General features: G+C 60.6%; 13 protein-coding genes. 9 read left to right on the top strand and 4 right to left on the bottom strand.

Going from position 1 to position 15,056, the window contains the following annotated elements:
- From NEI07_RS10365 to aqpZ, 5 genes are all read left to right on the top strand, one after another.
- On the top strand, positions 1-289 hold a 289-nt coding region (locus NEI07_RS10365), incomplete at its 5' end, for a glutathione S-transferase C-terminal domain-containing protein (protein WP_256034405.1).
- Positions 290-339: 50 nt separating this feature from the next.
- Positions 340-1,692 (top strand): ergothioneine biosynthesis protein EgtB, encoded by a 1,353-nt coding sequence (gene egtB, locus NEI07_RS10360; protein ID WP_256034404.1) that lies wholly within the window; start codon positions 340-342, stop codon positions 1,690-1,692.
- The gene (gene egtD / locus NEI07_RS10355; protein ID WP_256034403.1) at positions 1,692-2,654 is read left to right on the top strand and encodes an L-histidine N(alpha)-methyltransferase; all 963 of its coding nucleotides are present in this window, start codon (positions 1,692-1,694) and stop codon (positions 2,652-2,654) included. The genes egtB and egtD overlap by 1 nt, the downstream gene beginning before the upstream one ends.
- A gap of 30 nt (positions 2,655-2,684) precedes the next feature.
- On the top strand, positions 2,685-3,653 hold the full coding sequence (locus tag NEI07_RS10350) for a DUF5996 family protein (RefSeq protein WP_256034402.1): 969 nt from the start codon (positions 2,685-2,687) through the stop codon (positions 3,651-3,653).
- Between the two features lie 177 nt (positions 3,654-3,830).
- Positions 3,831-4,532, top strand: a complete 702-nt coding sequence (gene aqpZ, locus NEI07_RS10345) for an aquaporin Z (protein WP_256034401.1) — start codon at positions 3,831-3,833, stop codon at positions 4,530-4,532.
- A gap of 105 nt (positions 4,533-4,637) precedes the next feature.
- Here aqpZ and NEI07_RS10340 read toward each other — a convergent pair whose 3' ends face one another.
- Together NEI07_RS10340 and NEI07_RS10335 are read right to left on the bottom strand one after the other, a co-directional pair.
- The gene (locus NEI07_RS10340; protein WP_256034400.1) at positions 4,638-4,922 is read right to left on the bottom strand and encodes a PsiF family protein; all 285 of its coding nucleotides are present in this window, start codon (positions 4,920-4,922) and stop codon (positions 4,638-4,640) included.
- A gap of 116 nt (positions 4,923-5,038) precedes the next feature.
- On the bottom strand, positions 5,039-5,245 hold the full coding sequence (locus NEI07_RS10335; protein ID WP_256034399.1) for a NepR family anti-sigma factor: 207 nt from the start codon (positions 5,243-5,245) through the stop codon (positions 5,039-5,041).
- Positions 5,246-5,554: 309 nt separating this feature from the next.
- Here NEI07_RS10335 and NEI07_RS10330 point away from each other — a divergent pair, with 309 nt between their 5' ends.
- Complete coding sequence (locus tag NEI07_RS10330) at positions 5,555-6,310, top strand: carbonic anhydrase (RefSeq protein WP_256034398.1); 756 nt, start codon at positions 5,555-5,557, stop codon at positions 6,308-6,310.
- Between the two features lie 6 nt (positions 6,311-6,316).
- Here the strand turns inward: NEI07_RS10330 and lldD are convergent, their stop codons facing one another.
- Positions 6,317-7,450, bottom strand: a complete 1,134-nt coding sequence (lldD, locus tag NEI07_RS10325; protein ID WP_256034396.1) for an FMN-dependent L-lactate dehydrogenase LldD — start codon at positions 7,448-7,450, stop codon at positions 6,317-6,319.
- 204 nt (positions 7,451-7,654) lie between these two features.
- Entirely contained in the window at positions 7,655-8,734 is a 1,080-nt protein-coding gene (locus NEI07_RS10320) for a zinc-binding metallopeptidase family protein (protein ID WP_256034395.1), read from the bottom strand.
- A gap of 294 nt (positions 8,735-9,028) precedes the next feature.
- Here NEI07_RS10320 and NEI07_RS10315 point away from each other — a divergent pair, with 294 nt between their 5' ends.
- The 3 genes from NEI07_RS10315 to NEI07_RS10305 form a co-directional block, all read left to right on the top strand.
- Complete coding sequence (locus NEI07_RS10315; protein WP_256034393.1) at positions 9,029-12,337, top strand: transglutaminase family protein; 3,309 nt, start codon at positions 9,029-9,031, stop codon at positions 12,335-12,337.
- Positions 12,327-14,840, top strand: coding sequence for a circularly permuted type 2 ATP-grasp protein (locus NEI07_RS10310; RefSeq protein ID WP_256034391.1), 2,514 nt, complete (start codon positions 12,327-12,329; stop codon positions 14,838-14,840). Before NEI07_RS10315 ends, NEI07_RS10310 begins: the two co-directional genes overlap by 11 nt.
- Positions 14,837-15,056 (top strand): transglutaminase N-terminal domain-containing protein (locus NEI07_RS10305; RefSeq protein WP_328516975.1); only part of this gene is annotated, 220 nt, incomplete at its 3' end. The genes NEI07_RS10310 and NEI07_RS10305, both read left to right, overlap by 4 nt.

Here is a 15,056-nt window from a genome sequence, read left to right as displayed (position 1 = left end):
ATATTTTGATTGGTTCGAAACGATTCTCGCACGCAATCCCGACGGCGACTCGCATCTCGTCGGCGATACCTTGAGCTACGCCGATCTTTCCTTGTTCCAGATTGTCGAAGGCTTGCTCTATGCGTTTCCCAAAAAAGCAAAAGCCGTTCTCGCAGAGTCGCCGCGCGTGTCCGCTCTTCGCGAGATGGTCGCGCAACGCCCGCGCATTCGCGCCTACCTCGAGAGCGATCGCCGGGTGAAATTCAACGAGCAGGGTATATTTCGTCACTATCCTGAACTCGATCGCTGATCAGCGGAGGTCAGTCCTTACACCGATCTTAGATCGATCTATCGCCCTATATGCTCACCTTGTCGGACATGCAGCTCGGGTTCGGCTTGCTTCTTGGAGAGATGCTGATGGGTCAATCAGCCGTGGTCCCGGATACACACCTTTCGGCGAGCGCCAGCGCATTGAGCGACCGTCTTTTTGAGACCCGGGGGCTTTCGATCGAACTTACAGCTCCACTCAGCGCCGAAGACATGGTCGTCCAAGCGATGGACGACGCCAGTCCGACCAAATGGCATCTCGCTCATACAAGCTGGTTTTTTGAAACCTTTGTCTTGACGCCCTATCTGACTGGCTATCCGCTGTTCGATGCGGCGTTCAATTATTGCTTCAACTCCTACTATGAGCACCAGGGCCCCCGACAGCCCAGGCCGAAGCGCGGACTTCTCACCAGGCCGTCGCTCGATCGAGTCCACACCTATCGGCAGCATGTCGACTTAGCCTTGGCGCAGCTTCTTGCTGTGCAAACCAATGCGCCGCTAGACTTGATCCGTAGGCTCGAGATCGGAATTCAGCACGAGCAGCAACATCAAGAACTGATGCTCACAGACATCCTCTCCCTTTTCGCTGCAAATCCCCTGAGGCCAGCCTACCGCCCGGCGCAGCCGCGCTCAGCTCCCGCGCCATCTGAACCGCTACGCTGGATTGATTTTGCGGGCGGCGTCTACCCGATCGGTCACGACGGTAAGGGTTTTGCCTGGGACAATGAGGCTCCCCGGCACGATGTGCTCCTCCGCCCGTACCGGCTCGCGGATCGCCTGGTCACAAATAGGGAATGGTTGGCGTTCGTCGCCGACGGCGGATACGAGACCGCCACCCTATGGCTGTCCGACGGCTGGGCCGCGATCATGCGCGAAAACTGGCATGCGCCACTCTACTGGGAGTCTCGTGACGGAGAGTGGTTTGAAATGTCGCTCGAAGGACTGCAGCCGCTAAGCCTCGATGCGCCGGTTGCGCATGTGAGCTACTACGAAGCCGACGCTTTTGCACGCTGGTCTGGCAAGCGATTGCCGACGGAATTCGAATGGGAAGTCGCGGCGGCCACAGCGCCAAAGCAGGGAAATTTTCTTGGAACGGCGGCATTGCGTCCGCGACCGGCTGAAGCCGAACCAAACGGATCGCCGCGTCAGATGTTCGGCGATGTCTGGGAATGGACCCAGAGCGCCTATCTGCCCTATCCGGGCTATCGGGCCCCTGAGGGAGCGCTCGGAGAATACAACGGCAAGTTCATGGTTGGTCAGCACGTGTTGCGCGGCGGCTCCTGTGTGACCCCGCAAGGTCATCTCCGCCCGAGCTATCGCAATTTCTTCTATCCCCATCAGCGTTGGCAGTTTCTGGGCCTGCGCCTCGCTTCGGAGATTGCCTGATGTCAGAGGCGACAGAACGCTCAGCGCCGTTCCTGCAGCAAGCGGACGACTTCGCCGTTAGCGTGCTGGAGGGCCTGTCTCGGCAAAAGAAGAGCCTTCCCTGTCGCTTTTTTTATGACGCTAAAGGCAGCGCGCTTTTCGAAGACATTACGCGCCAGCCCGAGTACTATCCCACAAGAGTCGAGATTGGGATTCTCACCGACAATGCGATGCAGATGCTCGAGGGAGCGTTCGGAGAGACGGTTCTCGTTGAGTTCGGCTCTGGTTCGAGCATCAAGACAGAAATCCTGCTTGGACACATGCGACGTCTGCACGCCTATGTGCCGGTCGATATCTCGGAGAGCGCTCTTACAGATGCTCGAGAGCGGCTGGCGGCGCGATTTTTCGGGCTCAACATTCAGGCGCTATTGGCTGACTTTTCGCATCCAATCATACTTCCTCCTGAACTGGCGCCACGGCCTAAGCTGGGGTTTTTTCCTGGATCGACGATCGGCAATTTCGTCCCCGCGGAGGCGACGCGGTTGCTACGAGCGATGCGAGAGACGCTTTCCCCGCGCGGAAAGCTGATCATCGGCGTCGATCTGAAAAAAGACGTTCGCCAGCTTGTTGCAGCTTACGATGACGCCAATGGCGTCACCGCCGCATTCAATCTTAATCTCCTTGCGCGCATCAATCGTGAACTCGATGCGACGTTCGATCTTCAAGCTTTTCGCCATGTGGCGATCTACGAGCCCTTCGAAGGGCGCATTGAAATGCATCTCGTCAGTGTGAAGGATCAGGACGTCTGGGTGGCAGGAAGAAAACTTCACTTCCGAGCAGCGGAGACGATTCACACCGAGAACGCTTACAAATACACGATCGAAGAGTTCCATCTGATCGCGCAGGCGGCGGGGTGGACCCCTCGGCGCGTGTGGAATGATGACCTAAGCTTATTTAGCGTACATGAATTGGTCGCGCCCTAAGCAGCGGCCGACACAGCCGGGACCAGCTGAATGACTGCCACGAAGGCGAGCGAAGCAAAGCGAGACGCGTGGCCAGCATTGCCTTACTTCGCTTGGCAAGAGACCTGTACGACTCTGCATCTTTGGACTCAGATCGTCGGCAAGATCCGGTTGTCGCTGACTCCCTGGCAAAACCATTCCTGGCATGTTGCGCTGTATGTGACGACGCGTGGCCTCACCACCTCGCCCTTCGCCTATGGCGCAGGAGCCTTTCAAATTGATTTCGATTTCATAGACCACGTGCTGCGTATAACGACGAGCGATGGCGGGGAGCGCCAATTGCAGCTCCAACCTCAAACTGTCGCCGATTTTTTCGCGCATCTTTTCAGCACGCTCGAGGCGTTAGGCATTTTTGTCCATATCAATGAACATCCCAACGAGATGCCTGATGCGGTTCCCTTCTCCATGGACCGGATTCATTCGGCTTACGATCGTGTTTATGCAAACTGCTTTTGGAGATTGCTTGTGCAAGCCGACCGCGTATTCAAAATCTTTCGCACGGGGTTCATTGGCAAGGCCAGCCCTGTGCATTTTTTCTGGGGCAGTTTTGATTTGGCGGTGACGAGGTTTTCTGGTCGCCGAGCGCCGCGCCATCCGGGTGGCGTTCCAAATCTTGCGGACGCCGTTGTGCGGGAAGCGTACTCGCATGAGGTGAGCAGCGCCGGCTTCTGGCCTGGCGGCGGCTTAATCGATTTCCCTGCCTTTTATTCCTACGCCTATCCCGCGCCGCCTGGATTCGATTGTGCGACGGTTGCGCCGGACGGCGCGTTTTTTTGCGAAGATCTCAAGGAATTCATCCTGCCCTATGACATCGTGCGAAAAGCCAAGCATCCAGATGCGACGCTACTTCGCTTTTTGCAGAGCACATATGAGGCCGCCGCCGATGCCGGCGGATGGGACCGCGCCGCTCTCGAATGCCCGTTAGGAAACATCGGCGTCCCGCGTCCAGTTCAAGGATAAGGTCTCGACCGGTCAATTTCCGCGCTACTCTCTGTCCTTTCCCACTCGGATTTCGGAGCACGGCGCAGTCCCCGCTTGGCGACGCGGCGGCGTCTCGGCACTCGACAGACCAAGGCTTTGCGCTAGATTTTGCTGTATTCACAGATTCATTGGTTCTGCGGAAGATGGAGAACTCAAATGCGGCATTCTCTTCCACGCAAGCTTTTGGCTGAATTTCTTGGGACTTTTTGGCTCGTGTTCGGCGGCTGCGGCAGCGCGGTGATCTCCGCCAGCTTTCCACAGCTCGGCATTGGTTTCCTGGGCGTGGCGCTAGCCTTCGGGCTCACGGTGCTGACGGGCGCTTACGCTTTCGGCCCCATATCCGGCGGCCATTTCAATCCAGCGGTGACGCTCGGCGTCGCGACGGCCGGCCGCTTCTCTTGGAAGGAGGTCGGACCCTTTTGGGTGGCGCAGCTTCTCGGCGCGACTTTTGCGGCTTTCGTGCTGCTCAAGATCGCGCAGGGCAATATCGATTTTTCGGTCGCGAGCGGCTTTGCCGCCAACGGCTATGACGAACATTCGCCCAATGGCTACACGTGGCAGTCTGGCCTTCTTGCTGAAATCGTGCTGACGGCCTTTTTTCTGCTCGTCATTTTGGGAACGACCGAAGGCCGCGCGCCGTTCGGCTTCGCGCCCATCGCCATCGGATTGGCGCTGACACTGATCCATCTGGTTGACATCCCCGTCACCAACGCTTCCGTGAACCCTGCGCGTTCGACAAGCCAAGCGCTCTTCGTCGGCGGCTGGGCCCTCGAACAACTTTGGCTGTTCTGGGTCGCCCCGCTAGCCGGCGCCGTCATCGGGGGTCTCATTCATCGCTTCACCCTCGCTGATGAATGAACGCCACACGTTAGCCAGTTGCAGGAGGGACTGGAGCGGGCGGCTTCTAAAGCGGCTTCCTCGAAGAGGCCACTATGCCGCTGCAGTAGCCGAATATTGGCGTATTTAGTGGACGCTGGCTTTCGCCGTAGCGTCCTTGACACACTTCTTCACGAAGCTTGTCCGAGCCGCGCCTGACAGTTTCTTTTCAGTCGCAGCCACATCGCAGGAGTTCGCTGCGGCGTCTCTGTCGCACTTTCTCATGAAACTGTTCAGCGCGGCGCCGCGCAGCTTCTTTTCTGTCGCTTGGACGGCGCAGTCCGGAGCAGCCGGCGTGGTTTGAGCGAAAGCAGCAGCCGAAACCAAAACGGCAGCCACGCAAATACCAGCGGTCAAAATTTTTCCGAGCATGTCGTCCTCTTCAAAATTCCAGCGGCGTTGGCGAAGAAACCGAGGCAAGCTAGATCAATAGTTAAGCTTGCTGATATGACATCAGTCTACCATAGACGACCCACGCATCAACGACGTCAGCGCTCCGTGAGCGTTATTGCGGCGTCGCTATCTTCAGCCGCTCGCGCATCCCGATAAAACATGGGCCTGTCGCTTTCCAGCCTCTCCAACAGATCGCGCAACCGATCCGGAAACGGCTCCCGAAGGACGTCATCATAGGTTTGTCGTAGCAGCTCGCCGACCTGGTCGGCGACCTTTTGGCGGTCCAAGCGGGGCCGACGCATATTACAACTCCACTCGTCGATAGGGACGACGAAGCGTCACGCGCGGTTGCGGCCACAATGTGGGCGGACGCTCTGCGGCGGACGCGCTTCAGACGATTTGTAAGGGTTATGGTAAATTGAACACACTACATCTTCTCGCGCGGGTGCGCGCCAGGCGAGCGATATCGCCAATGCCTGTTGAGATCTCGAAGAGAATGATTTGAGAGCTCACATACAGAAAAGGCCTCGCATTTTTTCAATATCGATGGCTTTGGCCACCGCAAATGCTACCCTTAACAGAACGTTGCTGTCTGTCGCGGGGGTTCGCGCATGTGTCAAGCTTGTGGCTTTGCCGATATCGTTCATGGAAACAAAATGCGCCGTAGGGCCTTTGTCTTTGGCGCGGCCACAGCGGGAGCGCTGACGGTCGTCGCAAAGGCCCGTGCGCAGGGCTCAAAAGAAACTCAGAAGAATAATGCGCCGCCCAAGCCTGAGAACGTGATGACTCCGGACGAGGCATTGGCGCGCCTGATGGAGGGCAATAGACGATATCAGAAAGGCCTCGCAAGACGGCACGACTTCGTCGCCGAGCGCGAGGCGCTCGTCGGCGGACAAAATCCATACGCCGCGATTCTCAGCTGCGCAGATTCGCGGATCGCGCCGGAATACGCGTTCGACAGTTCGCGCGGAGATCTCTTCGTCGTTCGCGTCGCCGGCAACTTCGCCAACGCGGACAATATCGCGAGCATGGAATACGCCGTCGAGGTCTTAAAGACGCCTCTCATTCTGGTGCTCTGTCACGAAGCCTGTGGCGCTGTTAAGTCGGCAATTTCCTCAATACAGGATCATACGACTTTGCCTGGCCACCTTCCCTCGCTCGTCGCTGCGATTGCCCCGGCGGTCAGAGCCGTCGCGGGACGTCCAGGCGATCAATTAGAAAACGCGACGATGGAAAACGCCCGTCTCGGCGTTGAGACGCTGAAAACCGCAACGCCTTTGCTGAGCGCCGCTTTCAATGAAAAGCGCGTCAAAGTCGTGAGCGGAATTTACCGGCTTGCAGACGGTCGGGTCGACCTGTTTGCGTGAGGCTGATCACGCAAGAATGCGCCTGTCGATCTGCGCAATCGATGTGACGCCCGTCAGAGTCATCGCCACGCGCATTTCCTTGGCGAAGATCTCGAGCATATTCTCGACGCCCGCCTGTCCGGCCGCGGCCAGCGCATAGGCGGCGGCCCGGCCGAGCAGAACGCCCTTTGCGCCGAGCGCCAGCATACGCACCACGTCCAGTCCGGATCGAATGCCTGAATCGACAAACACGTCAAGATCGCTTCCGACGGCGTCGGCGATTGGGGGCAAGGCTTTGACTGTCGACGGCGCCCCATCGAGCTGCCGACCGCCGTGATTGGAAACGATGATCCCATTCGCTCCGAAGCGCACGGCCTCGCGCGCGTCCTCGGGATCCAATATGCCTTTGAGGATCAAGGGCCCTTTCCAGAAATCGCGGATCCATTCCAGGTCCGACCAGCTGATCGACGGGTCAATGTTTTTTCCAAGCCAGCCCATGTAATCCTGCAGTCCGGTCGCCTTGCCGAGATAATTTGAGATATTGCCCAGATCGTGCGGTCGTCCGCGGATCCCGACGTCAAAAGCCCAAGCGGGTTTTATGATCGCCTGCAGTATGCGCCGCGGCGTGGCGTAGGGTCCCGACATCCCGGAATGGGCGTCGCGGTAGCGCGATCCATGCACGGGAAGGTCTACCGTAAAGACAAGTTTCTTTACGCCTGCGCGCTGGGCGCGCTCCAACATCGACTGCATGAATCCACGGTCTTTGAGCACGTAGAGCTGAAACCAGATGGTTCCTGCGCTGCATTGCGACGTCACTTCCTCGAGCGAACAGACCGAGAGCGTCGATAACACGTAAGGAACGCCTTTCTTCGCCGCAGCATTGGCCGCCTGGACCTCGCCTCGACGGGCAAACATCCCGCTCAGCCCGACAGGCGCCAGGATCACGGGAAGCTCAACAGGCTGACCGAACCACTCCGTCGCGAGACTGAGGTTGGAAATGTTTTTCAGCACGCGCTGTCTGAGATTCACGGCTCTCAAATCAGCGACATTGGCCTGCAGGGTGTCTTCGGCGTTCGCCCCGCCGTCGATATAATCAAAGAGGAAACGCGGCAGCTTGCGCTGCGCGGCCTTTCGATAATCCGAAGCTGACGAAACGATCATTCGATTCTCCAAAGGGCTGGTCGGGCGCCCTAACGGGGGTGCGCGATCGCGCCTGGACGCACAGGCGCGCCTCGAGGCTCGCGCCCTGCTCCTTTGATCGCAGCAGCGCGGCGCATCGTCAAACCGATGTATCGTGTCTTACCGCTTCGTCACAGCTCAAGAGCGCTTCGCCTGCGAGCTGGCCTCGTATCGCAAATGGATGGATTAGCAACACACGGCGCGCGGCGCGGCGGCGGCGCGGCGCTGGGCGTGATCCATGAGAAGGCTTTGGACAAAGCCCAGCTTATTTTTCACGACCGGCGAAATCACGAAGGGATAGATGTCTGGCTGCCCCATCGATCGGTTGATGTTGTTCAACGCGAACGAAATGTCGAGCCAACTGTCGATCATCTCATTTATGTCGGGATAGCCATAGGGATCAAAATCGACCCGCGCCGGAGAACCGTCATCCCGCCGCACGACGAGGCCTGCGCTGCGACCCGTTTCGAGCGTGTCGACGATATGGAGATAATGCGCGAAGGTTTCCGCGAAATCTTCCCACGCGTGACAAGAGGCGTATGCGCTTATGTGCTGCTGTCGCCAGTCGGCTGGAGGACCCTCATCATAATGTCTCTGCAGAGAGCTGGCGTAGTCTTGCCGCTCGTCGCCAAAGAGCTCTCGAAACGGCCCAAGATGTTCGGAGTGCGGCACGATGCGATCCCAATAATAGTGGCCGATCTCATGCCTGAAATGCCCGAGCAACGTACGATAGGGCTCACCCATCTCGTCGCGCATTTTTTCCCGAACAGGGTCGTCCGCTTCCTTCAAAGCGATCGTAATCAGGCCGGAGTCATGGCCGGTCAGCACCGGCCTTTGCGATGGCTCCTCCGCCAAAAAATCAAAGACGAGCGGCTCGCCGTCGTTTTCTGATGCCGTTGGCGCAGGAAGATTCAGTCTGATCAGGCTGTAAAAGAGCCGCCGTTTGGCGGCTTCGACTTTTTGCCACGCGGCGTGGCGCTTGTCGTCCGACAGGTCTGGCACGGTTCGATTGTGCCGGCAGGCAAGGCAATACGCCGAAGGGCCGCCCTTCTCGACCATCCAATTACATCCGTGCAGCTCCCAGTTCCTGCAGAAGCGATATTCGTGGGTTCCGTCTGCAAGCGCGCGCCATCCGTCACCGACGGGTTCGACTGCGGTCATCTCGCCATGCCCCGGCAAATAGCCGAGCGTGTGCCCGCAACTTTCGCATTTGGTGTTCTCGAAAAGTATGCTCTGGCGGCAAACTTGGCATCGAAAGGCTTTCATGGAGGATCTTTCGGGAGCGCGCTTGCCGCCTTAACTGCGCGGCAAGCGGAATGTTCCTGGTCAAGCAGAGCGATGGTCGCTCGGAAGCCTCGATCTTCCGGGGCATCCGATATTGGCGCCAGTTGAATGCGCAGCCCCTATTCACCTGCTAGGCTTATTGCCGCAATTTCGGACAAAGCCGCCATTTTGGCGGCTCCTCAGATTGACACTGCGCGGCGCGGCCCCGCTAAACTCCTGGCAGTGGCCCTGCGCCAATTCGTGAGCGAATGGCGCTGAAACGAGACGCTGATCAACGTGTCGATCCAGATCGCACTTCACCATATCACCCATTACAAATATGACCGCCCGGTCGCGCTCGGTCCGCAGATCATCCGCCTGCGCCCCGCTCCGCATTGCCGCACGAAAATCTTGAGCTACTCGCTCAAGATCGCGCCTTCGGAAAATTTCATAAACTGGCAGCAGGACCCGCACGGGAATTGGCTGGCGCGTCTGGTGTTCCCCGATAACGCGAGCGAATTCAGGATTGAGGTCGATCTGCTGGCGGATCTCGCCGTCTATAATCCATTCGATTTCTTCATCGAGCCTTATGCCGAAGAATTTTCGTTCGCTTATCCCGACGAACAGAAAATTGAGCTTGCCGCCTATCTTGAACCCGAGGACGTCGGGCCTCTGACGGAAGATTTCGTCCGAAGCCTTCCGCGGCAAAAAACGCGGACAATTGATTTTCTCGTCGAACTTAATGCGCGGCTGCACCGCGATATTCGCTACGTCATCCGGATGGAGCCTGGGGTGCAAGCGCCGGAAGAGACTCTCGCGCTGGGGTCGGGGTCGTGCCGCGATTCCGCTTGGCTTCTCGTGCAGATCTTGCGCAAGCTCGGTCTAGCGGCGCGTTTCGTCTCCGGCTACCTCATCCAGTTAAAGGCCGATGTCGATCCGATCGAAGGCCCGAAGGGAACTGATCACGACTTCACCGATCTGCACGCTTGGGCGGAAGTTTTCCTGCCCGGCGCTGGTTGGATCGGTCTCGACGCGACGTCGGGATTGTTTTGCGGCGAAGGTCATTTGCCGCTGTGCAGCGCCCCGCACTATCGCTCCGCCGCGCCTCTGTCAGGCCTCGTAGAGCCCGCCCAAGTCGAATTCGGTTTTGAGATGCGCGTCGACCGCATCAACGAGGCGCCGCGCATCACAGCGCCCTTTTCCCATGACGCTTGGGGCCGACTTGACGCCTTGGGCGAAAGCGTCGACGCGGACCTTAAAGCGCTCGACGTTCGCCTCACCATGGGCGGCGAGCCGACGTTCGTCTCGATCGACGATTTCGAATCCCCCGAGTGGAACACGGCGGCGACCGGCCCCACCAAGCGAGAGCGGGCCGATGATCTTATTCGCAAGCTGCGCGAGCGCTTTGCGCCAAACGGGTTTCTGCATTACGGCCAGGGCAAATGGTATCCGGGCGAAAGCCTCCCGCGCTGGGCCTTTGGGCTTTACTGGCGCCGGGACGGCAAGCCGATTTGGTCTCAGCCGCAACTGATCGCCGAGATCGCGGAGCCGAAAGGCGCGACCACGGCGGAAGCGGAAATCTTTGTACAGGATCTGGCCGAGCGTCTCGGGGTCGGCGCTGAACATGCTTTGCCGGCCTACGAAGATCCCGCGCATTGGATGGTCAGGGAGAGCGTCCTCCCGATCAATGTCGATCCCTCCGATCCCAAGATTGACGATGCGGAGGAACGCTCGCGCATGATGCGGGTGTTCGAGCGCGGCCTGAGCAAGCCGACAGGTTTCGTCCTACCGATTCAGCGCTGGAACGCGCGCGCCGAGTCCCAGTCGCGCTGGACCTCGGAGAAGTGGACGCTCCGACGAGGAAAGCTGTTCTTGGCGCCGGGCGACTCGCCTATCGGACTGCGGCTCCCGGTTGCATCCTTGCCTAAGCTCCCCGAAGGCGAATATCCGTTCATCTATCCGCAGGACCCCTTCGCGCCCCGCGAGCCGCTGCCCGAGCCCGGTCATTTTCGCCGCATTCAAGGCGGCGGGGCGACATCCGGCGGCCACGCGCGCCAGGACGTGCACGAACAGTCCATTGTCGAAGGAGCCGTGCGCACCGCTTTCACCATCGAACCACGAGACGGCAATCTCTGCGTGTTCATGCCGCCGGTCGAAACGCTCGAGGATTATCTCGAGCTGCTCGAGGCGGTGGAAGAGAGCGCCAAAGCGACCGGGCTGCCGCTCTATATCGAAGGCTATCCGCCGCCCGACGATCCGCGCCTCGAAGTGATCAAGGTGACGCCTGATCCTGGCGTCATCGAGGTCAATATTCACCCGGCCGCCACATGGCGGGAGGCCGTCGAAACGACGACCGCGCTCTACGAGGACGCGCGGCGGGCGCGGTTGACGACGGCCAAATTCATGATCGACGGACGGCAGATCGGCTCGGGCGGCGGCAATCATGTCGTGCTTGGGGGCAAAACGCCAGCCGACTCGCCCTTCCTGCGCCGGCCCGACCTCTTGAAGAGCCTTGTGCTTTATTGGCAGCGGCATCCCTCATTATCCTATCTGTTCTCCGGACTGTTCATCGGCCCCACCAGCCAATCGCCCCGCGTTGACGAGGCGCGGCATGACTCGCTGTATGAGCTGGAGATCGCACTGGCGCAGGTGCCGACTCCCGGCGAAGGCTATGTGACGCCATGGCTCGTCGACCGGCTGTTCCGCAACCTGCTGGTCGATGTCGGCGGCAACACCCATCGCGCCGAAATCTGCATCGACAAGCTCTATTCGCCCGACGGACCAACCGGGCGTCTCGGGCTCGTCGAATTCCGCGCTTTTGAAATGCCGCCCGACGCCCGCATGAGTCTGGCGCAGCAACTATTGCTTCGCGCGCTCGTCGCCTGGTTCTGGCGGGAGCCGCAGCACGGCGATCTGGTGCGCTGGGGGACGGCGCTGCACGACAAATTCATGCTGCCGCATTTCGTATGGCAGGACTTCCTCGGCGTTATCGATGATCTGCGCCGCGCCGGCTACGCCTTCGAGCCGGAATGGTTCGAGGCGCAACGCGAGTTCCGCTTTCCGCTCGCCGGAAGCGTCGAGCACGGCGGCGTTCATCTGGAAATCCGCGGCGCGCTCGAGCCATGGCATGTGATGGGCGAGGAAGGCGCGAACGGAGCCACGGTGCGCTATGTCGATTCGTCGCTCGAGCGCCTGCAGGTCAAAGCGAAGGGCCTCGTTCCGGGCCGACACGTCATCGCCTGCAACGGGCGTCGCGTCCCGATGACCAGCACTGGAGTTCCCGGCGAGGCGGTGGCGGGCGTCCGGTTCAAGTCCTGGCAGCCGCCCTCAGGCCTCCATCCTACGCTGCCGGTCCATGCGCCATTGACCTTCGACGTCATCGACTGCTGGAGCAGGCGTTCACTGGGCGGTTGCGTGTATCACGCGACGCACCCCGGGGGCCGCAATTACGACGCCTTCCCCGTCAACAGTAACGAAGCCGAAGCGCGGCGCTTGGCGCGATTTCAGGATCATGGGCACACGCCCGGGCCTGTCGATCCACCGCGCGAGGAGCCGGGCCAAGAGTTTCCGCTGACGCTGGATCTTCGGAGGAGCATTGTCCGCTGAGCGCCCCATTGAAACGGACAAGGCGTCGCAGCGCGTTGCCGCCTGGATCGCTCAATATGCGCCGATGCGCGACGCGCCGGATGAGCTTCTCGACCCAGATGGACGTCCGCGTGCGCACTGGCTCCAGTTCCTCGAATCGCTCGCCGCGTTCGGCGATACCGGCCTCGAGCAGCGCTTCGCCGCGGCCGGCCGCCGCATCGACGACATGGGGATTTCCTACCGGGTTCACGGAGAAACCAAGGAACGCAGCTGGCCGTTAGGGCGTTTGCCGCTTCTGATCCCGGAATCAGAGTGGCGCGATATTGCGGCGGGCGTGGCGCAGCGCGCCGAACTTCTCGATCAAATCCTGCATGACGTATACGGCGAGGCGCGCCTTGTCGCTGAGGGCGCCCTGCCGGCTGCAGCCATCACGGGATCGCCGGACTTCATACGACCGATGTGCGGAGTCGCACCGCCCGGCGGACGCTGGCTTCGCTTTTACGCCGCCGATATCGGGCGGGGGCCCGATGGCGCCTGGCGGGTGCTCGGGGATCGCGCGCAGGCGCCTTCGGGAGCTGGCTACGCCTTGGAAAATCGGATGGTCCTGTCGCGCGCTCTGCCAAGTCTCTATCGAGACATGAACGTCGAGCGGCTAGCGCCGTTTTTCCGAGAATTCCGCGCGAGCATCTCCCACGCCGCGCAACGCGTTGATCCGCGCATCTGCCTGCTGACGCCTGGCCCCTGGAGCGAGACCTATTCCGAACAGGTGCATCTCGCCCGCTATCTCGGCCTTACGTTGGTGGAAGGCGAAGATCTCGTGATGAGCGACGGCAAGCTGCATGTGCGCACCATCGCCGGCTTAAAGCGCGCCGATGCGATTTGGCGTCGCGTCGACGCTGACTGGTGCGACCCGCTGGAGCAGAACGCCGCGTCGCGTCTGGGCGTCGCGGGGATGTTTGAGGCGATCCGTCGCGGCGCCGTTGTCGTCGCAAATATGCCCGGCGCCGGTCTTATCGAATCGCGCGCACTGATGAGCTTCCTGCCGGAGCTGTCGCAACGACTGCTCGGCGAGAGCCTGAAACTTTCCAATATCGCGACCTGGTGGTGCGGTCGAGAAAGCGAACGCAATCAGGTTGTCGAGGCCTTGAGCGACTACGCGATCAGTGGGGCGTTCAGCGACAGGCTCCCGGGATTTGGCGAGCGTCGTGAGGCGCTCGGCCATGCGCTCACCAGCGAGGAGCGCGCGCGGCTGATCGACGCCATAAATCAGCGCGGCGTCGACTATGTCGCTCAGGAACCGGTCAAGCTCTCCACGACGCCGGCTTGGGCCGACGGCAGGCTGACGCCGAGGCCTTTCGCCTTACGCGTTTTCGCCGCCGCGACGGCTGACGGCTGGACGGTGATGCCCGGCGGCTTCTGTCGCATCTCCAACCGGCTCGACGCGCGCGCCGTGTCGATGGACGCCGGCGCGCAATCGAGCGACGTCTGGGTATTGATGAGCCGCGCGATCGAATGGTCGACGCTGTTGCCTTCCGACGAGGATCCGCCGATCGTGCGCGCGCTCGGCAATCTGCCAAGCCGCGCCGCCGACAATCTTTTCTGGATGGGACGCTATCTCGAGCGCGCCGAAGCGACGTTGCGCGTCGTGCGGTCGCTCGGGGCGCGGCTGGGCGAACACCAGCACATCGATCTTCAAGGGCGCCAGTCGATCGAACGGCTTGCGCGACTGCTGATCGCCTGGGGCGCGGCGCCCGAAGACGCGCCGGACATGGACCCGACGCAGATCGCATGGGCCGCGACGGCCGGCGCCGACAATTACGGTTCAGCGCTATCTGTTGTGCGCTATGCAAGACGCGCAGCCTCGATCGTGCGCGAGCGCTTGTCCCAAGATGTCTGGCAACTCATCGGGCGCATCGAGACGCGTCTGACGGACGCGGGCGCCCGCCCCATCACGGAGCCGGAAGCGCTGGAGATCGTGGAACGTTCGCTCCATACGCTGGCGGCTTTGTCCGGACTGATCGACGAGAATTTCAACCGCGTCGCCGGCTGGAGTTTTATCGATCTCGGGCGCAGAATCGAACGCGCCATCGGGACCTGCCGCTTCGCCCGCCAGTTCGCCGGCGACGACGCGACGGTCGAGACGCTGGACGCTCTGCTCGATCTGCTCGATTCGCAGATCACCTATCGTTCCCGCTACATCGCCGGCGCCGCGCTGGCGCCCGTCCTCGACATGGCCATGCTCGATCCGTTCAATCCGCGATCGGTCCTCTTCCAGGCGATGCGCATCGACGAACATCTCGCGGCGCTGCCCAATTTGCGCGACGATGGTGTCATGGAGCCGCCGCGGCGACTCTCCGTCAAGCTGCGCGCCGAGCTCGAGTCGGAGGATGCGCGCCGCCTGGACGCCGCGACCATTTTTGCGTTTGAGCAGCGCCTGATGTCTCTCGCCGACAAAATCGCCGAACGCTATTTCACGCATGACGCCGATGGCGCAGCAAACTCTCAGCCGTCACGGATCGCGTGATCTACGATATCGCCCATCGCACGATCTACAAATATGACGCGCCGGTCGCCTCGGCGCGTTGCGCCATGCGCCTGATCCCGCGCAACGATCGCGGCCAAACACTGTTGTCCAGCGATATCGAACTCTCGCCACCGGCCGAAATCCTCAATGAAAGGATCGACTTTCACGGAAACCGGGTTTGCGAAGCGCGCATCCACAAACCCCACACGAGGCTGC

This window comes from Methylocystis suflitae (assembly GCF_024448135.1).
Taxonomy (GTDB): Bacteria; Pseudomonadota; Alphaproteobacteria; order Rhizobiales; family Beijerinckiaceae; genus Methylocystis; species Methylocystis suflitae.
Note: the sequence above shows the minus strand (reverse complement) of the source record. Positions and strands in the feature narration are given on the sequence as shown.

Coding starts and splice junctions, on each gene's coding strand:
- egtB (WP_256034404.1), top strand. CDS start 340: ATGCTCACCTTGTCGGACATGCAGCTCGGGTTCGGCTTGCTTCTTGGA.
- egtD (WP_256034403.1), top strand. CDS start 1,692: ATGTCAGAGGCGACAGAACGCTCAGCGCCGTTCCTGCAGCAAGCGGAC.
- NEI07_RS10350 (WP_256034402.1), top strand. CDS start 2,685: ATGACTGCCACGAAGGCGAGCGAAGCAAAGCGAGACGCGTGGCCAGCA.
- aqpZ (WP_256034401.1), top strand. CDS start 3,831: ATGCGGCATTCTCTTCCACGCAAGCTTTTGGCTGAATTTCTTGGGACT.
- NEI07_RS10340 (WP_256034400.1), bottom strand. CDS start 4,922: ATGCTCGGAAAAATTTTGACCGCTGGTATTTGCGTGGCTGCCGTTTTG.
- NEI07_RS10335 (WP_256034399.1), bottom strand. CDS start 5,245: ATGCGTCGGCCCCGCTTGGACCGCCAAAAGGTCGCCGACCAGGTCGGC.
- NEI07_RS10330 (WP_256034398.1), top strand. CDS start 5,555: ATGTGTCAAGCTTGTGGCTTTGCCGATATCGTTCATGGAAACAAAATG.
- lldD (WP_256034396.1), bottom strand. CDS start 7,450: ATGATCGTTTCGTCAGCTTCGGATTATCGAAAGGCCGCGCAGCGCAAG.
- NEI07_RS10320 (WP_256034395.1), bottom strand. CDS start 8,734: ATGAAAGCCTTTCGATGCCAAGTTTGCCGCCAGAGCATACTTTTCGAG.